General features: G+C 55.9%; 14 protein-coding genes. 3 read left to right on the top strand and 11 right to left on the bottom strand.

Annotated features, from left to right (window positions below):
- Positions 1-100 precede the first annotated feature (100 nt).
- Positions 101-991, top strand: coding sequence for a tRNA pseudouridine(55) synthase TruB (gene truB, locus QQ91_RS17230; RefSeq protein ID WP_166276521.1), 891 nt, complete (start codon positions 101-103; stop codon positions 989-991).
- 95 nt (positions 992-1086) lie between these two features.
- Here truB and QQ91_RS17235 read toward each other — a convergent pair whose 3' ends face one another.
- The 7 genes from QQ91_RS17235 to QQ91_RS17265 form a co-directional block, all read right to left on the bottom strand.
- Complete coding sequence (locus tag QQ91_RS17235; RefSeq protein ID WP_166276524.1) at positions 1087-2559, bottom strand: carotenoid oxygenase family protein; 1473 nt, start codon at positions 2557-2559, stop codon at positions 1087-1089.
- Positions 2560-2604: 45 nt separating this feature from the next.
- Positions 2605-4365 carry a GGDEF domain-containing protein gene (locus tag QQ91_RS17240; protein ID WP_166276536.1) on the bottom strand — a complete coding sequence of 587 codons (1761 nt, stop codon included), beginning with the start codon at positions 4363-4365 and terminating at the stop codon, positions 2605-2607.
- Positions 4366-4388: 23 nt separating this feature from the next.
- Positions 4389-5411, bottom strand: a complete 1023-nt coding sequence (locus QQ91_RS17245; protein ID WP_166276538.1) for a hypothetical protein — start codon at positions 5409-5411, stop codon at positions 4389-4391.
- On the bottom strand, positions 5412-5915 hold the full coding sequence (locus tag QQ91_RS17250) for a Rab family GTPase (protein ID WP_166276540.1): 504 nt from the start codon (positions 5913-5915) through the stop codon (positions 5412-5414).
- 8 nt (positions 5916-5923) lie between these two features.
- Complete coding sequence (locus QQ91_RS17255; RefSeq protein ID WP_166276542.1) at positions 5924-7672, bottom strand: OmpA family protein; 1749 nt, start codon at positions 7670-7672, stop codon at positions 5924-5926.
- An 85-nt stretch (positions 7673-7757) separates the two neighbouring features.
- Positions 7758-8360, bottom strand: a complete 603-nt coding sequence (locus tag QQ91_RS17260; RefSeq protein WP_166276545.1) for a hypothetical protein — start codon at positions 8358-8360, stop codon at positions 7758-7760.
- Between the two features lie 110 nt (positions 8361-8470).
- Positions 8471-10288, bottom strand: coding sequence for a proline--tRNA ligase (locus tag QQ91_RS17265; protein WP_166276547.1), 1818 nt, complete (start codon positions 10286-10288; stop codon positions 8471-8473).
- 153 nt (positions 10289-10441) lie between these two features.
- Between QQ91_RS17265 and rsmH the strand changes: the two genes are divergently transcribed.
- Positions 10442-11338, top strand: coding sequence for a 16S rRNA (cytosine(1402)-N(4))-methyltransferase RsmH (rsmH, locus tag QQ91_RS17270; protein WP_166276549.1), 897 nt, complete (start codon positions 10442-10444; stop codon positions 11336-11338).
- 266 nt (positions 11339-11604) lie between these two features.
- The gene (locus QQ91_RS17275) at positions 11605-12648 is read left to right on the top strand and encodes an N-acetylmuramoyl-L-alanine amidase (protein WP_201277164.1); all 1044 of its coding nucleotides are present in this window, start codon (positions 11605-11607) and stop codon (positions 12646-12648) included.
- A gap of 59 nt (positions 12649-12707) precedes the next feature.
- Here QQ91_RS17275 and QQ91_RS17280 read toward each other — a convergent pair whose 3' ends face one another.
- The 4 genes from QQ91_RS17280 to QQ91_RS17295 all read right to left on the bottom strand — a co-directional run bounded on the left by QQ91_RS17280 (position 12708) and on the right by QQ91_RS17295 (position 18957).
- The gene (locus QQ91_RS17280) at positions 12708-15047 is read right to left on the bottom strand and encodes a protein kinase domain-containing protein (protein ID WP_166276551.1); all 2340 of its coding nucleotides are present in this window, start codon (positions 15045-15047) and stop codon (positions 12708-12710) included.
- Entirely contained in the window at positions 15035-15823 is a 789-nt protein-coding gene (locus QQ91_RS17285; RefSeq protein WP_166276553.1) for a PP2C family serine/threonine-protein phosphatase, read from the bottom strand. Before QQ91_RS17285 ends, QQ91_RS17280 begins: the two co-directional genes overlap by 13 nt.
- A gap of 73 nt (positions 15824-15896) precedes the next feature.
- Entirely contained in the window at positions 15897-16562 is a 666-nt protein-coding gene (locus QQ91_RS17290; RefSeq protein ID WP_166276555.1) for a vWA domain-containing protein, read from the bottom strand.
- Between the two features lie 109 nt (positions 16563-16671).
- Positions 16672-18957 (bottom strand): RelA/SpoT family protein, encoded by a 2286-nt coding sequence (locus QQ91_RS17295; RefSeq protein ID WP_166276557.1) that lies wholly within the window; start codon positions 18955-18957, stop codon positions 16672-16674.
- Positions 18958-19039: the final 82 nt, after the last annotated feature.

Below are 19039 nucleotides of genomic sequence, written 5' to 3' on the forward strand. Positions count from 1 at the left end.
CGTTCCCGTCCCGCAATCAAACTCTAGGGAAACACTTTGAGAAACTTGTGAGGCTCCTCCCTTTTTTTAATTTTGTTTTAACGTTGTTGGTCCCTTGCCCATGAGGCCTGGTTTTATTAATCTCAACAAACCCGCTGGTTTGACCTCCCACGACTGCGTGTCTCGCCTGCGTCGGCTGCTGCAATGCAAGCGAGTTGGGCACGGCGGCACTCTGGACCCGGCGGCCACGGGGGTGTTGCCCATGGCCCTTGGACCCGCCACCCGGCTACTGCCCTATCTACCTGGGGAAAAGTCCTACCGGGCGATAATACATTTAGGCCTACACACCGACACCGACGATCTGACAGGGCAGATCCTGGGGCGTCAATCCGCTGTAGGGGTGCAGCGCCACCAGATTGAGGCCCTTCTTCCCGGCTTTCTGGGGGACATCGATCAAATTCCCCCCCGCTACAGCGCGATTCAGATTGACGGTCAGCGTCAGTATGCCCTGGCTCGACAGGGAAAATCGGTCACGATCGCGCCACGACCGGTGCACATTCAAACCCTGGACATTCTGGATTGGCAGGCCGGGGAGGTGGCCCAGCTCGTTCTTGCCATTACCTGTGGCCCCGGAACCTATATTCGGGCGATCGCGCGCGACTTAGGCACCGCTCTCGGAGTGGGGGGCACCCTGGCCCAGTTAATTCGCACCCACAGCGGCGGCTTTGATTTATCCGGCAGTCACACCCTGGACACCCTGGCCCAGCAGGTTCAGCAGGAACAGTTCCAGCCCATTGAGATTCCCACCGCCCTTAGCCACCTCCCTAGCCTCAAGCTTGATCCGGTCTGGACCCAGCGCTGGTGCTTTGGCCAGCGTTTGCCCCTGGAATCGCTGGCTGCGGCAGAGGCGCCCTATCCGGTGTTGGTGTTAACGCAACAGCAGCAGCCCCTGGGAATTGGTCGCTACTTTGAAGGGGTTCTTTCGCCCAGGGTGGTCTTGCCCCCGCCCTAGCGGGGGCCATGGGTGAGGACTGGATTTCTTGACGGTTTTTTTAGGAGCCTTTCCCAGTCCTGACTTCGCTCTGGGGCCTTGAGATCTGAGCGCCCTTATCCCCCAGGGCCAGCCCTGGGCTGCCACTGGCCATGAAATCCAATGGGAATTACCGCAGGCAGGCCCAGTCGACACAGGGGATCGGCATCCAGGTGATCGCTGTCCCAGATCCAAACCTCACTTGTGTGGCGATCGCCATCATAGAGCACGCTGAGGATCCACCCTCGATCAGGACAGTCTGAACTGGGAACATAAATAGGCTCCATGGGATAGTGGGTTGGTGGCAGCGCAGTGCGGGTCAGGGTTGCCGTCGGGTGGTGATAGCGGCCAAGATCCTGGAGTAAATCCGTGGGGCGAGCGCGATCTCCTTGAAGGGCAAAAAAGGTTTGCTGCTGAGGCAGGCCCACCTGCTGGGCTGGCACCACGGGAAACTCGCAGCTTTCCTCCAAGAGGGTTTGGGTTTGAATGACCCGGCCGGTGTGGGGATCTACCGTCAATTGCCAGAATTGGGCCGTTGCTTCGGTGTGGGGATACCCGGTGATGACTTCTTTTAAAAATTGATTGGTTTGAAAGGTGTCATAGCGCATGACGGTGAGGTCTAGGTGCCCAGAGGGGGTGAGGTAGCCATTACCGACATGCCATTGAAACCAGGGATCTAAGGGCTGCTGTTGCAGAACCTCCAGGGTTTCGCGATCCAGAATCAGCAGCTGAGTTCCCCGCTGGGGTCTCCACTGGAGACAATCGCTGTAGCTCTTCATCCCCAGCAAAATCAGCAGCGGATTTTTCAAAAAGACTGGTGGAATACAAAACACCAGATAAGGACCCGCCAGCAGAAAGTCGTGGATCAAGGGAATGTCCTTAAGGGGCAGCTGGGTTTGTCGCAGCAGTCGCCCCCAGCGATCGCAGCGATAGACAAAGAGCTGGCCCTCCCGCCCTAGGCTGACCCCAAAATTGTAAATTTCTCCAGAAACCGGATCTTGCTTGGGATGGGCCGAGAAGGTTTGCTGCGGACCCAGAAATCCGAGATCATCAATGCCCAGGGTTTCCAGGGTTTCCAAATTCAGTCCATGGGGCTTGCCACCTTCCCACAGTGCCAGCAGTCGATCCGGCAGCAGCAGGACAGAGGTATTAGCCGCGTTTTTAATGGTGCGCTGCATGCGGTTCCATAGCCCCACCGCCGGGAGGGTCCCATAGCCTCCATAGAGCAGGCAGTCTGCCCTATCCTCCTCCAGATACTCTCGGGTTTTAACATATTGGTAACACCCCATGGCCGATCCAGCGGCGATGGAAACGGCCAGCACAGCGCCATCCCCATCAAACCAATGAGAAACGCGCGTTCCGCCCCGCTCAAAGCGAGCAGGACCATTCCGATAGAGCGTGCCGGTCAGTCCTGCCGGAATCGCCCCGGCAAGAACAGGCAGGGGCGTCTGAGTAAATTCCGTGGCGGGGTGCTGCAAACAGGCATACCAAAGTGGCGGTTCCTGCGAGCTGGAGCCATCACGGACAGGAGGAGGTTTTGAAGCACTCATGTTTTGTAAGAGGGGGGCAAGAGAACGGGCACCGGGGGGAACGGTTCAAGATTGGGTTAGCAGGCCGCTTTGCTGCCTTGTTGCCTGGGCCTGAGAGAGGGATAGGGGTTGACCCACCCCAGGTCCCTTAACATAATCCACTCCCAGGGCCTGAAGGCTGGCCACCTGCGTCGGGGCCACCACGTTTTCCACAATCAGCTTGACCTGCTGCCGGTGCAGTGCCTGAACAAACTGCTGACCCAGGGAAAGGGCGGGCTCGGTTTCCAGCCGCAAGCTCGAAGACTCCACCACCAGAAACTCAAAGGGCAACCCTTCCACCTGGGTGACGGTCGCGAGCGATAGCCCTGAATCGCGCAGAGCAAGGCCAACCCCTTGTCGATGCAAATCCTCTAGAATCGGCCTCAGGTCCATGGCAGGCATCGCCCGTGGATCGGCATCAAAAATTAAAACAAGCTGGATTGACAACCCCTTTGCCACGGCAACCCACCGGGTCAGCTGGTCCCGCAGCGAGGCAGCAGTGAGGGAAGCCAGGTGAAAGGGAAGGAGGATTAAGTGGGATTCCATGGCTGCAGGGGCCGCGTCGCGGAGCGGCTCCGTTTGCTTCAAGATGGAACGGTCTAAGGCCTGGATTAAATTGGCCTGACGCAATAGCGTCTCCACATCGGTGTTGGAGAAGGCTGGGTTGGAGAAAGCTGGGTTGGAGAGGGCTGGAAAAGACTGGCGATGAAGCTGCACCGCTAACCCCGCCTGCTTCTGGGTGGCCAGGGCCACAATGGGTTCAAAAACCAGGTCTAAGGTTTGATTGACAATGGCCTGCTGCAATCGAGACTCCCAATTGAGCCATGAAACCACCTCCTGCTCCATCCCTTCGTTAAACAACACCCATTCCCCGGCCCCTAAGCGTTTGGCCTGTCCCATGGCAATACTGGCATTGCGCAGTAAGACCTGGGGACTTCCCTGGGGATTATCCACAACAACCACCCCGATACAGGCCGACAGCCGCACTGACTCAGCCCCCAGTTGATAGGGCAGCTGAAAAACAGCTTGGATCGATTGCAGGAGGAGATGGATGTCCGCTGGGGGAGGCCGCTGCACCAGCAGGGCAAACTCGTCGCCGCCAAGTCGCGCTACCACATGCAGGCGCCGAAATACGGATTTTAACCGCAACCCAACCTGAATCAGGCATTGATCTCCCCAGTCTCGCCCGAAGCGATCATTAATGGTTTGAAATCGGTGCAGATTGACGATCAGGAATAAAAACGTTTGGGTGGGATGTTGGTGCAGGTTTTCGATCCACTGGGACAGCTTCACCATCAAAAGGGCCTGATTGGGCAATCCCGTCAACCCATCATAGAAGGACGCGCTAGTCATCCGTTCGGCAACCACCTTGCGTTCATCAAGCTGTTCCAGTCGCTCCTGACGGGCGGTTTGAAGCCAGTCTGCCTTCTCTTGATAGCCCACCTCCGCATCCAGAATCAGCAGCAGGGGGACCTCGGCCACATTACACACCCAGGCTTCCAGGTGCAGTGGGGCAGATCCGTCCTCGGCCATCTCACTCCACAATCCCGATCGGAGAATTTCAGGACGTGCGGCATCCCAAATTTCCTGGGCCTCCACCATGAAATCCTCCAGGAAGGATGAGATATCCGCCGCCAAGATCCTGGGAAATCGATTTCGAATGCAGGCCAATCTTTGCTTGGCCCAGGCGGGCGCCTCTCCCACCTGTTCAAAGTGACCAGCGGGATGTCGCGCCAGGATCAAAATCCCTAATTTAACAAAAATATCGCTGAAAATTGACCCATGCATTCAAGTTAGGATAAGCGCTGGTCTTAATCTAAGGTTTTCAGGTTCAGAAAAAAAGATTCCAAGTTCACTTTGTTTTGATTTAAAAGGGCGAGGCTGTCAGCATCAATGAAGAGCCAGCCCTTTTTAATTCTAAGGGAAATTTCTAAGGACCGCTCAAAAACAGGGCTGAGCGCTTGCCAGAGGGTCTCTAGGACATGGTTTTGCTCCAGGGGGGCCGTTGCCGCGCCTAGGAGGGTTCCGCCCATGGCCCATGGCCCCAGCGTGGGCTCGTCATCCAGAGCGCGCTGCACGGCCTTGAGATACCCCATCGCTTGCACGAGGGGATGAGGAAGGGAGGTGAAGGCTAGAAATAGTGCCCAGACCCCATGGCTATCAAGCCCTACCAACGATCCGCCCTCGTCCAGGGCGCGATGGAGAATGGCCAATAGCTGATGGTCGGCGATAGATCTGGCCAGTAAGTTGTGGGTCTGGGCTGAATCAGCTTGGGAAAAAAATTTCAGGTGCAACAAACTGAAGGCCTGACTTCCCGATAACCTCAGGCTGAAGCGCTGCAGCAGATCGGCCAAACTTCGGTCCAGACGCGGTGCCCCCAACCAGGGCCAAGACTTGCCCAAGGACTGCAAGATCCGCTGCTGCTGTTGCTGCAGTAACCGCAGCTCATTTCGCGCTTGGGACCACCGCTGCTGCTGTTCAAATTCAGCCTGGGAATCGAGCAAAATCACCCAGTGAGCTACGGTTCCGGGAAAAAACACCACATCCACCACCCGATCTGGGGTTAGCTGTACCCACTTGATCGGGTCGTAGGGAGGCTCCAGGGGAAATAGGGGCTGCAGCGCCTCCACCCAATCCCCGATCCAGCCCGATTCTGATGGGCTGGGAGGCTCTAGCCAATGTGGATTCTGGGGCCAGAGTAACCCCTGAGGGAGTGGGGCCGATCCGGTTCCCCAGGAGAGAATTTCCCCCTGCTCGGTAACCTGGAAGTAGGCAAGGGCGTTTTGGGCACACCAGGCAGCCAGGATCTGCAGCAATTCAGCGGGAAAAGTCAATCAGGGGGTCTCCATGAGCATCTTTTGGGTAAGGCGCCCAAAGCAATCTTCCACGCCAAGCCCAGTTTTGGCGCTGCCGAACAATAGGTCCCAGCCCTGGGCTTTCATGTCTGCAATATGATCTGGGGCTACTTCCCAATCTTCCCTCAGGTCAAGTTTGTTAAGAATCGCGACAAAGGGAACCGGTCCCAGGGTTTCCCGCACTTTTTGATGGAGATCTAAGGCCACCGACAGGGTTTCCAGACGAGTACCATCAATCACCAGGATAAACCCCGAGGCACCGCGCAGATAGGAAAGCTTAAGGCGCTGGAACTCATCTTCGCCATAAATATCCCACAAAATTAAATTAACCGTTTGCTGAGCGGTCTGGACGACTTTTTTATCAATTTTGACCCCAATGGTGGTTTGATACTTCTCGGAATAAATTCCGCGCACGTATCGGGCGACGAGGCTGGTCTTTCCCGTGGCAAAGGCACCTATCATGCAGACTTTCTTTTGGATCATGTCTTGATTTATGAGCCCGGGGGCGCCGCAGCGGTGAGAGACACTTGAAAGGTCACCTTTCTCTGGGACTGCACGCTTTGATCTACTCCATCCGCAGAGGGTGGGGCATTCCCCTTGGCGACTAGAACCTCACTGGGCACCTTCAACCCCACCAGGGCTTGTTTGACCGTCTCAGCCCGAATTTGACTGAGCTCGACGTTGCGCTCAAAACCGCCCACGGGCGATGCGTATCCATTAATCGTAACTTGCAGGCTTTGCTGGGTTTGCTGGGCTAGCTGAACCAGGGCGCGCAGGTCCTTGGCGATCGCGGTGAGGGCTTGCTGCTGTGGCCCGGTGATCTGGGCGCTGCCCTCGGCAAACAACAGTTGTTGATCCTCCAAGGCCTGGGACCTTTGTGCAAGGATTTGCTCCTCTTGCAGCACCAGGCGATCGCGGTTCCAACCAGCGAGGCCCTCCAGCCGACGGCTCAGGCGATCTGCCTCCTGGACCCAGGCCAAGGGGGCAACGCCCACCGCCTGAAGCACTTGCTGATCATCCACCATCAGCTGAACGGTCTCAGGCGGATTCAGTAGCTTCCTGGCCCTTGCGGCGATAAAATCACGGGAGAGAGACCAGTAGGGTTCAAATTGCAGTTGAACAGCCTCGGTATCCAGTCCTTTGGCCTCAAACCAGCGCTTGGGATTAATAGCTAGGGGGTCGCGCAACCCTCGAATCCGGGGTCCCCGATGGCGAAATTGTGTCTCTAGAATGACAATGCCCGGCTGCTTGTCGAGTTGGGCAATGGCCTGTCGCCACTGATGTCGATGGTAAGCCTCCCAAAGTCCCCAGCCGCCCAAGCCCACTCCCACCGTCACCAGTAAAATCGGCAGCAGTTTGCGATTGGTCTTGCGCGGCTGGTACTGGGCCAGCAAGCAATCCTCCAGATAAATCTGGGTATCGGCTAAGGCCTCGGTATCTCCTTGAAAGCTAGCCAGGGGCGCAGCAAAGTTGCGGTGGATTTGCTCTAGCTTCTGCTGCATCAGCGTACGCAGATCCTGGGGGGGAGTGCCGCGGATGAGGCAGGCCAGAACCGCCTTGGGGCCTTCTTCAATCCAAAGAGTCAAATTGCCGAACTCCAAGGCGTCCAGGGATCCTTCCGGGGCCATGCTAAAGGAATCCTTCACAAAGTCCTCAATGGCTGTGAGCATGGCGGACACCAGGTCCGGGTCTTGGGTGACGAGGGTTTCGGCAATGACCTGCTGCAGCAACAGTCCAGACTGCCGATGAATTAACAGGACCTGCTCAACTTGATAGAGCAAGGTGCGCAGGAGCATGACCTCGGCAAAGGATCGTCCGGTTCGCCAGGCTTCGAAGCGCCAGCGCAAGCTCTTGGGCGAGACGCTCAGATCTAGAGTTTCATTGAGCGAATCCGTCAGGTTTTTAATCGCGGTCGCCACTGCCTTGCGCGTGGCAGGACCAATGACTGGAAATAGTGCATCGGAAAGCACATTGAGATCCTGAGCCACCGAAGCTTTAATGGCAGATTCAACCGTGGGCACCGTGGCAATCACCAAATCCTCGGAAACCGCTGCCGACTGAGAGATCGCTTCGGGCAGAACCTTGGCCACGTTATCTGGAGAAAGGGGACCTGCTTTCAGCTGTGCCTCTAGGTCCCGACCAAAAATGAGCGCGCGCAGTTCCACAAGTTCCCTGTGGCTCCCTTCTCCAGAAAGGTCAGTTCCTAAACCCGCTGGGTCAGGAGAATTAGATTCCGGCATAACCAACGGCGTCTCCTGCGCATTCAACCTTTCACAGCATTATCCTACCAGCGATCTCAAGCTGACTTGGCGGCTAGGACCGGGCCTAGCTGCCGCGCTGAAGAATCTGTTGGGCGAGGCCCTCCAGAAGCTGGGCGAGGCGAACCTGGTCCTGAGTTTGCCGTTGAATCAGGGTGTGGACTTCTTGATCGAGTCGGGCCAGGATGTCCCGCGATTGGTGGCTAATTGCCGCATTGAGCTGCTGGGACTCATGCTCTAGAGCCTGCCGCATCTGGGTCTGAAGCGTTTCTATCTGCCGTCCTACCTCTTGGATTTGCCTATCCCGCACCTGGCCTTCATGGCCCAGACCCTCGCGCAGGGACTGCTCAGCTTGCTGGCGATCGCGCATCCCGGACTCAAGCTGCTGGGTCACCGATTGAATATCGTTGGACAGCTGTTGCTGAATCTGATCTAGGCGCTGCCAGAGACGATCTTCGAGGACCTGCAGGGCCTGCTGCATGGTCCGCTCCGACTGTTCAATGCGCTGAAAGCAGCTGGCAATCTGCTCTCCGGTTAATATTTCGCGGATGCGCGCCAAACTTTCGATGGCCTCTTGGGTCCGCGGATCCGCCACCGAATCCACTGAATCAGGGTCTGGCCCAGCAACCTGGGAAGGGTCGATTTGGCTGTCCGCTGCATGTTCACTCAAAGCACTATCCCCACAAGCACTATCCCCCGATCATGACCCAAATTTTATCCTAATCTGAGATGGCCCAGCAGCCCCTAGAGGGATCTAGAGCCAAGAATTTGGACGCTGGTTTAGCGGTCCGGCCCTGCCAGGGCCCGCGCAATCCACTGGCGCAGGGTTGGAAGAATCTGATCGATGGCAATCTGGACCGATTCTCCCGATGCCCGAATCACCACTTCCACTTCCCCCTGGGCAACCGCACGACCGGTGACAACCCGATAGGGAATGCCCAACAGGTCCGCATCTTTGAACTTCACACCGGCTCGCTCCTGGCGATCATCGAGGAGGGTTTCAATGCCCGCCTGGTTGAGATCGTGGTAGATCTGGTCTGCCACCGCCACCTGCTGCGCATCTTTGAGATTGGGGATGACCACAATGGCCTGGTAGGGGGCAAGGGCCACGGGCCAGATAATCCCTTGATCGTCATAGGACTGCTCCACGGCGGCCTGGGCCAGACGAGATACCCCCACCCCATAGCACCCCATCACCAGGGCCTCTTCTTTGCCCTGCTCACTGGTGTAGGTGGCCCCCATGGCCTGGGAATATTTGCGGCCCAACTGAAAAATATGGCCAATCTCAATGCCGCGGGCAGTCCGTAACCGCTGGCTGGGATCATGCACAGCGCGATCGCCGGCCTGGGCCTGACGCACATCCACCACCTCCTGGGGTTGAACCATCGGATTGCCCCAGCGGAGGCCAACCCGATGCTGGCCCAGCTGATTGGCCCCGGCGACAAAGCCCTGAAGTGGCACCGCCGTCTCATCTAACAGCCGCAAAAACGCTGGTTCCAGGTGAGGCTGATTGTTGATCCACTTGTCGCTCAGATCCGGGGCAATGTAGCCCAGGGGGCAATCGGGCTTTAAAAGGGCCTGGGCCGCCTCACTTTCCAGGGGCGAGAGGGAAATAAGGGCCGTGGCATCGTAGCGCGGGGCCCGAGCAGTCAAGGCATTCACCAGCTTCACCTCATTCACGGTTTGGTCGCCGCGCAGACCCACCAACACCAGCACCTGGCGATCATTCTCAAAGGATGCCCCGTAGAGGACCGTCTTGAGGACCTGGGTGGCGGAGCAGTTCAGGGACTCACACAGGGCCTCAAGGGTACTACAATCAGGGGTTTCCACGGTTTCCACCGCTGTAAAGGGCGAAGGCTGAGCCTTGGGCGGCACCGAAACAGCCTTTTCGCTGTTGGCTGCATATTGCCCATCTTCACTGAAGAGAACTTCATCTTCTCCCGCCTCAGCCAATACCATGAACTCATGGGATTTAGATCCGCCAATGGCTCCCGAATCCGCCTCCACCGCCCGAAATTCTAGTCCGCAGCGCTGGAGAATGCGGCTATAGGTCTGGTACATCAAATTGTAGGTTTGATCTAAACTGGCGGCATCGGCATGGAAGGAATAGCCGTCCTTCATAATAAATTCTCGCCCGCGCATCAATCCAAACCGAGGCCGGATTTCGTCTCGAAATTTAGTCTGGATTTGATACAGATGCAGAGGCAGCTGCCGATAGGATCGAATTAAATCTCGGGCAAGGGCCGTAATGACTTCTTCGTGGGTAGGCCCCAGGCCCAGGTCTCGATCCTGGCGATCGCGCAGGGCAAACATAATGCCTTCGGCTTTGGTATAGGTCTCCCAGCGTCCGGACTCGCGCCACAGATCAGCGGGCTGCAGCTGAGGCAACAGACATTCCTGCGCTCCGCTGCGATTCATTTCCTCGCGCACGATCTGAGAAACCTTTTGTAGAACCCGCCACATGAACGGCAGGTAGGCATAGATCCCATTGCCCACCCGGCGAATATATCCGGCTCGAACCAAAAGTTTATGGCTGGGAAGTTCCGCATCCGCGGGATCTTCTCGAAGGGTCACCAATAGCAGCTGAGACAGGCGCATAGATTCCTAAACTTTGACGGCGTTGCAGGGTCCTTGACCGGCCCGGAGGCTAGCCAGGGGCCTTTTGCTCTCAAGCCTTTCATCATCTCCCCTTGCAGTTCCAATGGCAAGATAGTAAAGCAATCCATTTCTGGTGGAGTTGAGAGTAAATCCATGGCCAGCGCTGTTCCGTCCCCAGCCCCGCTCCCCTTTCATCATGTCTCGGTGCTGGCCGCAGAGGTCCTGGAGGGGCTGAATCTGCGGTCGGGGGGATGCTATCTGGATCTCACCGTGGGCGGCGGCGGTCACAGCCAGCTCATTCTAGAGGCGGACCCCACGGTGTGCCTGACTGCCATTGACCAGGACGAACAGGCCCTGCAGGCGGCCCGAACCCGCCTGCAGGCCTACGGCGATCGCATCCAGTTCTGGAAGGGGAACTTTTCCACCTTTTCTCCACCCCTGGAAAGCTTTGACGGCATTCTTGCCGATCTGGGCGTCAGTTCGGCTCAGTTTGATCAAGGCGAACGGGGCTTTAGCTTCCGCCAGGACGCGCCTCTGGATATGCGCATGGATCTCAGTCAGGATCTCACTGCAGCCGATCTGCTCAATCACCTCAGCGAACGGGATCTGGCCGATTTATTTTTTCGCCTGGGAGAGGAGCGCTTTTCTAAACGCATTGCTCGGCAGGTGGTACAGCGCCGTCCCCTGCAAACCACAGGGCAGCTAGCCAGCCTAGTCATTGCCGCTCTGCCAGTGGCCCTCAAGCAAAAGAAATGGCGCATTCATCCTGCAACACGGGTTTTTCAATCCTTGCGTATGGCCGTGAACCGGGAGCTGGAATCTCTGGAAACCCTGCTGGAGATAAGCCCCCGATGGCTCCGTCCCCAGGGCAGACTGTGCATCATCAGCTTTCACAGCCTTGAGGATCGGCAAGTTAAGCTGAGTTTTCGAAACCACCCTGATCTGCGGCCCCTTACCAAAAAGCCCCTGGTACCGACCGCAGCGGAGCAGGCCCTCAACCCGCGATCGCGATCTGCCAAACTGAGAATTGCAGAACGGCTATATTCCTAGTAATCTACATCCCAGCATCTGATCCCTCTAAGGCGAAGGCTTCAAGGGTCGGACCGGTTGCAATCCTTTCGCCTCCCGGCCCCTGGGGGCAAGGAAACATTCTGGCCCGGGTTAGAGTCAAAAAAAAACGCATGGCTAAATTTTTCTCTGGATTAGTGGATTTTGCCCCTGTTTTTACCCACCTCCGATGCTGTAAGCCCAAAACGTTTTGAGATTGCACCCATGATGAACCGTCAACTGATGAATGCGACAGTCAGGGGGAAATTTTGAAATTAGCTCGCTGGATTATTCCGCCGCTCACCCTGTTCTTAGCGAGTGTGGCAACCTCCGTGGAAGCGGCAAGGCTCACCTACTGGAATTTTGATCTCAAGGATGCTCGCCTGGATTTAATTACCGATGCCGGGGTCAAGCCTCGGGCACTGGTGGTTCCCAATCCCACCCGAGTCATTATCGATCTGCCCAATACTTCAATTCGGCGCCCGAAAAACCAGCAAAAAATTAAAAGTCGCTATATCAAAGAGATGCGGGTGGCGCAGTTCAACAAAAGCACCACCCGCATTGTGTTGGAGTTATCCAAGCAATACACCATCAGTCCTTCCAAGCTGGAAATTCGCGGCATTGCTCCGAACCGATGGTTTGTTCGCCTTCCAAAGTTTTTTCCGGTCCGCGATGCGAACCCTCAATCGCAAAAGCTAATTTCGGTTCAGGTCCCCCCGGCAAAGCTACCTGATCCCAGGGCCAGCGCGCCATCGGTCCCGGTGCGGCCAGGGGCTAAGGTCGTGGCCATTGATCCTGGCCATGGCGGGCGAGATCCCGGTGCGGTGGGCAACGGCCTTTACGAAAAGAATGTGGTGTTCTCCATCTCCCAAGATGTTATTGCAGAGCTGAGACGGCGCGGGATTAACGCGATCGCCACGCGCAGCAGCGATGTGGAGGTGGACCTCCAGCCTCGGGTAGATAAGGCCGAGGGCATCAGAGCCGATGTGTTTGTGAGTATCCACGCCAATGCCATCAGTCTGTCCCGTCCGGACATTAATGGACTGGAGACTTATTACTACGCCACCGCCTCCGGTTATCGCTTGGCACGCAACATTCATAACAGCATCTTGCAAAACGTGAGCATTGGCGATCGCGGTATTCGCCAGGCTCGCTTTTACGTATTGCGAAAAACCTCCATGCCGGCCGTTCTCGTTGAAACCGGCTTTATTACCGGGGCACGCGACTCGGCCAACTTTAAATCCGCAGCCTACCGCCAAAAAATGGCCAAGGCGATTGCCGAAGGCATTATCAACTACCTCAATGGTCGCTAGGCAATGTCTGGGTCGAGGTCAAGGCACCGGGGAAAACACAGGTCACACCGGGATTACCCCTAGGGGGAAGCTAGATCTTCCTGTCCTGCCAGAGTTTTGACTTCCTGTCCCGAAGGAATGTCCCACACCTTAATCAGATGATCTTGACCGCCGCTCACCAGGGTTTGACCATTAGACGAAAAATCCAGCGACGTAATGTCGTCCCGATGGCCACGGAATGTTTTAACCAGTCGTCCCTGACGCAGGTTCCAGAGCTTAATGAGATGATCGCCGCCGCCCGTTGCCAGCAACTGACCATCTTCACTAAAGGTGATGGCGGATATATAGGTGTTTCGGTGCCCGATCAGGGACTGCATAATTTTGCCGCTGGGGTAGTCCCAAAGATTAATGGTGCCGCTCCAGTTTCCCGAAGCTAACCAAGATCCCTCCGGGCTCACGGCCATCACCCGCACGGGCTCGACGGACTGCCATTCCCCAATATCGGGAAAGGTGCGGAGGGATTCCCCGGTTTTCAAGCTCCACACATTCATCTGGCCACTGCTGGAACTGCTCACCAGCTCGGCATGGCTGGGCATCGCCACCAGAGCCTGTTCACTGGCATAGGTGTTGGTTTCAATGCGCATCAGCTGGTTCGTGAGCAGATTGTGAATCATAATGCCACCGCTCCACCCGTTACTGACCAAAAAATTACCCTGGGCATCCGTGGTTGCATTTTGCAGCGCACCGCCGCCGGTTTCACTGGATTTGTCAAGCTTACGCAGCAGGGTTCCCTGGGGAAAGGTCCAAAACACCACGTCTCCGGATCGACTGCTGCTCATTAAGGCGCGGCCATCGGGCGTAAAGCGCACAAAGTTAATGGGCTCATAGTGCTCCGTGAGGGATTTCAGCAGACGGCCCTGACGCAGATCCCACACCTTGACCGTCATGTCTCGGCTGCCGCTCACCAGGAACTGACCATCAGGGCTGATATCCACCTGGGTGACGGCATCGTTATGGCTGTCGCGGGTCAATGGGCGGGGCGGGTCTACAAGATGATTCTGGGCGGAGGAGGTCTCCGGCTGCAACTGAAACCAGGATCGCAACAGGGTTTCGAGGGAATCTGGAACCGTCTGCACCGATCCGGCATACAGTTCCGGGACCAGCAATAGCCCCAAGCCAAACAGGCTTGAAAGGCAAAGGACACTGCCGACCACCGTGGGCGGCAGCTGAGTCAGTCGTTGCTTGATCCCAGCCAAGATAGAACCCCAATCGCTTTGCACGGGGCGCCCCCCTGAGGACACGGGGATCGATCCAGGCTGCGATCCCCGACGAGGCGGGGGGGGAACTGGCGCGGGGGGGGGAGCGGATTTTGCCTGTTTGGCCCGATCTAGCTTTTGCTTCAGGTCTGGACTAAAAATGTCTAACCCCAGCTTGGCCTTGCGATCGCACCAGTAGCAGCGACCGTAGCTGGTGCTGAATAAATGATTCTTCTCCAGATGACAGGCTTTGAGGGATTTAATGGCTAACCGGAGCGCCTGGGCCCAGTCCTCCGCCCGAGGTCGCTGGTTGGGCTGTCGATGACCGAGGGTAAAGCAATCCTGAAAATGGCTCTGAATCTGCGAATGGGCAATATCCAGAGGAATAGTCGTAGGCCCCGGCTTAATGAGGCTGCGCTGGGCATAGGGCCAGTAGCCATGTCGGATTAAGTCTGTGGGATTGGGAGACTCTCCCTGGGCAATCCAGCGCCCTTTAAAGGGGTGATCGCCAAACAGCAGCAGATAGATAATGACCGCCAGGCGAAATCGATCGTGGATCTCCGTTTGATCCACCTTTGAGAGTTCCTGCCCCAGCAGCTCGGGGGGCGTAAATCCCTCTGATCCCACCAAACAGCGGTAGACGCTCTGGCTGTAGGGATCTTTGACCTGAAACGAGTCGGTGTCAATAATGGAAATCAAGGCATTTTTGTTGACCAGGATATTCTGGGGTTTAATATCCCCGATCACATAGCCTTCCCGGTGCAGCGCCTGCACTGCCAAGGCAATATTGAGGGCGGTGGTGTGGAGATATTTCCAGTTGAAGCGAGGGGCCTTACGACTGCGTAGGCGCGGGTTGTAGATGGTCGAAAGGGGAACGCTTTCCCCAATTAAGGGCATTACAAAGCCCACCGGATTGCCGCGCTCATCTTCCAAAATATCCTGGGGCCAGGCGAAGGTGATATGGTGGCGATCGCGCATTGGATCCATGGGGGGATGGGCGATCATGATTTCCAGCTTCTTAAGACGCGCGGGAGTCGGCTGGTGATAAAGCTTTGCCACCCAGTCAGGCCGCGAGGTTTCCCAGATCATGCCCTCGCCACTGTTTGCCATCTCCTGGGTAAGGGTGATGGACTTTCCCGTCACCATGCACCTTAGGACTCGCATAGCGCCTCCGGATGCCGATGCAGACAAATGAGCAAGGTCTTGTCGTCGTCGGTTTTAGCATTCAACCGATCCGACTCCAGAAAAGTTTGCAGGTAGGATTGCTGTTCCTCTCCTGTGGCAAAATGCTGGAGACAGTCCTTAAAGGGACGAAAAAAGGGCGCATGGGGCAACCAATCCTGATAGCGAATGGCCACCTTCTCTAGGCCGTCCGTGGCCGCGGCAATAAACTCCGGACAGCCCAACTGCACCGAGACTCGCAGCTGGTCCAATGCCCCCGGAGAGGTAATAAACAGCGTCTCATTAATATACTCTCCCTTTTCAGGCTGGAAGAGGAGCTCAAAGACGGCGCTATTAGAGTGCTGAAGCACGATGAACCCATCACCCACCTGCATGGCCGCCATCCAGTCAGGGGTCGCAATAAATCCAATGAGGGTGCAGTTGAGTTCTTTTAAGGCAAAGTTTTTATGCTGGGCCTCTGCCATCAAACGTTCCAGAATCGCCGCCGCCACCCGTTCAAAGATCTCCACCACCGCCGCCGGATCGGGTCCTGCGTCGAAGGGTTCGAGCTGGGAAAATTCTAGCTTTAATTGATCCAGGCAGGTTTGAACCGCAAGCTGGGCTCCAATATCAGCATATTTCGCGCTCCCAGCTCCATCAGATACGGCCCCGTAGAGCACCTCCCCCTCCACCAAGAATTGGCTGTAGTCTTGGCAGGGTAAGCTTTGGGCTAAGTGACGTGAACCTACCGAAGAATAGGTAACCGCATTCCAGGACACAGGGACTCCTTACCGTACACACTGAGATTGCAACTGCACACAACGGGGTCGTACAAGCTTAAGTTGCACAGGCTTAGGTCGCAATCTGCCCCCAGCCCACGGGCGGGAGGGCCACCATGTCCGACCCCACCGTACTGCTGGAGACTCGCACCATGGAGTCGCTCAGCCACAAAAACATGGCTCGAAAATCTAATCCATTAAGCATCAGAGGAGGGCGTTCGGCAGGAGTAATCCGTTGCAGCGTTCCCATATCTGCGCCTTGGACCCCCACGGCAAAAAAGGACAGCTTACGCTGAGCCTCGGCATCCTGAATCTTGTGAGCCGCCGCCTGCCAGGGCGAATCTGGGTTGGGCGCACCGTCCGTAATTAAAAACACCCAGGGCCGATAATATTGAATTCCGTTTTGGCGATAGGTTTCCTTGCGCCCCTCCAGTAAATCCAGGGCATAATCGATGGCCTCTCCCATGGGGGTCAGTCCCATAGCAGTCAGGGCGGGCGGATCAAACTGGTCAATGGTCACAAAGTCTTGCACCAATTCCACGGGGCCAAAGCTGACAATGGCCACATCAACCCGGAGAGAAGCCTGTTCATCCTTCATGACGGCTTCTTTAAATGCCCTTAATCCCTCATTGAGTGCCTGAATGGGTTGGCCTGACATGGAGCTAGAGGTGTCAACCAGCAAGACAACGGGGCAACGGTTTTCTGGATTTTCAACAAACTCAGGCTGTCCAACAAACATGGAATCTTCTCAATAAATTAGCAAGTCTATAGAAACTATCGTTGAAATTGGACGTCTATTTCCTCCGATAATTTCCAAATTAACCCAGTTTGACATGAACAGGCACAGTTTAGGAGGAGGTTGTCTCGCTATGGTGCAGTCGTCGGAGGTTTAAAACATCGGTCATCTTGCGAATTTGTGTAAAGGTGCGATCGAGCTGATTGAGGTGTTCGATGTCCAGGCCCAGGGTAATCAGGGCCGGCTGCCCCCGTTTGGTCAAGACCTGAGCATTATTGACATTGATGTGCAAATCTTTTAATCGTGAGAGTATATCATTGAGGATGCCCACCCGGTCCAGCACTTCAATTTGGATATTTACTGGATAGGTCTGTCGATGCCCCTGGGTCTCTGACTGGGGATTCCAGCTGACGGGGATGAGGCGATCCCCTGGAACGCTCTCCACATTGGAGCAACCCTGACGATGAATTGAAATGCCCCGACTGCTGAGGGTGACCACACCAATAATCGGCTCACCCGGCAGGGGGTGACAGCATTTTGCCAGGTTGTAGACCAAGCCCTCTACCCCGGCAATTGGCGTGTCCTGGCCTGCGCTTGGGGCGGATCCCCGTCCAGAGGAGCTGGCTTGCTGAAACAGAGAGAACTGAGAGCTTTCCTCGGTCTTTTGGGTAAGGGGATCGCTGCTCTGGGGCTGGCGGTTCAACTCTCGCAGGCGATTCACCACCAGGTTCAGGGTCGTTTCTCCATAGCCTAACCCCGCCAGCAAATCATCGGGGCTAGCATAGTTACACTGCTCGGCTACCTGATGCATCGTGTCCGATTTCAGCAGCGCATCAAATCCGGTTTTCCCCAGCTCCTTTTCCAGCAAGTCCCGACCGCGCTGAATATTCTCCTCGCGTCGCGATCGCTTATACCACTGACGAATGCGATTACGCGCCAGGGTGGAGGTCACAAAATTCAGCCAGTCCAGACTGGGATGGGCCGACTTTTGGGTCATAATTTCAACGATATCGCCGTTTTTCAGGCCCGTGTTGAGGGTCACCATCCGGCCATTCACCTTGGCCCCATAGCAGTGATTCCCGACCTCGGTGTGAATCCGGTAGGCAAAATCCACAGGAGTGGCTCCCTTGGCTAGGGGAACCAAATCCCCCTTGGGGCTGAACACATACACTTCGGTGCCATAGAGATCATCTTTGACGCTATCGAGATACTCCTGGGCATCATCACTCACATCGTTCAGGTCACTTTGCCATTCCAGGAGCTGCCGCAGCCAGGTGAATTTTTCATCCTCAGGACTCCAAGGATGGGCACTGGCGTTTCCCTGCTCTTTGTACTTCCAGTGGGCGGCAATCCCATATTCCGCCACATGGTGCATCTCCAGGGTGCGAATTTGCACCTCTAGGGGCTTGCCGCCCAGACCAATGACCGTGGTGTGTAGAGACTGGTATCGATTCGGCTTGGGCAGGCCAATATAGTCTTTAAATCGACCTGGAATAGGGCGAAATAGGTCATGAACAATGGCGAGGACGCGATAGCACTCGTCATTACTGCCCACGATCACTCGAATCGCTGAGATATCGTAAATCTCATGAAATTCCTTTTGCTGACGCACCATCTTCTTATAGATGCTGTACAGGTGCTTTGGGCGCCCTGTGACCTCCAGATGCTTCAACCCTAAGGGATCCAGCCTGGCCGTGAGTCGATTGACGGCCTCGGTAATCAGGGCTTCGCGGGTGGTGCGCTTTTCGGACACCAGAGATTGAATAGATCGATAAACCTCGGGCTCCAGGTACTTAAAGGAAAGATCCTCTAGCTCCCATTTAAACCGCCAAATTCCAAGGCGATTGGCTAATGGGGCAAACACATCCCGAGTTTCCATGGCAATTCGCCGCTGCTTTTCCTTAGACAGATGCTCCAGGGTTCGCATATTATGCAGTCGGTCGGCCAACTTGATCACAATCACGCGGACATCGCGCGCCATGGCCAAAAACATCTTGCGAAAATTTTCAGCTTCGCGCTCGGTCTTGGTGGAGAAATTAAACTTGGAGATTTTCGTCACGCCTTCCACCAGCTGCCGCACCTCCGCACCAAAGGTGTCCTCTAGCTGATCAGGCGTTACGGTGGTATCTTCCACGATGTCGTGCAAAAATCCTGCACAAATCATGCTGGCGCTGCCGCCCAAGTCATTGAGCAATTCTGCCACCGCCACCGGATGCGCGATGTAGGGATCACCGGAGGCTCGATACTGGCCTTCATGGAGGTGAAAGGCAAAGTTGAAGGCTCGGCAAATGAGAGACTGTTCAGCAGTGTCTGATCCTGCCTGTTCCTCTAGTAAACAGGTTTGGAGCCATTTAGGTAAGACTAAAGCCTGGGGTTCCGAATCAACCGTGGAAGTCATATTAACAGCAATCATTGCGCAGGAATAACAGAACCAAACTCATCGCCTCATTCATCAATCGCCTCATCCATCAACCGCATAA

Origin of the sequence: Lyngbya confervoides BDU141951 (assembly GCF_000817775.3) — a bacterium.
GTDB lineage: Bacteria > Cyanobacteriota > Cyanobacteriia > Thermosynechococcales > Thermosynechococcaceae > Lyngbya > Lyngbya confervoides.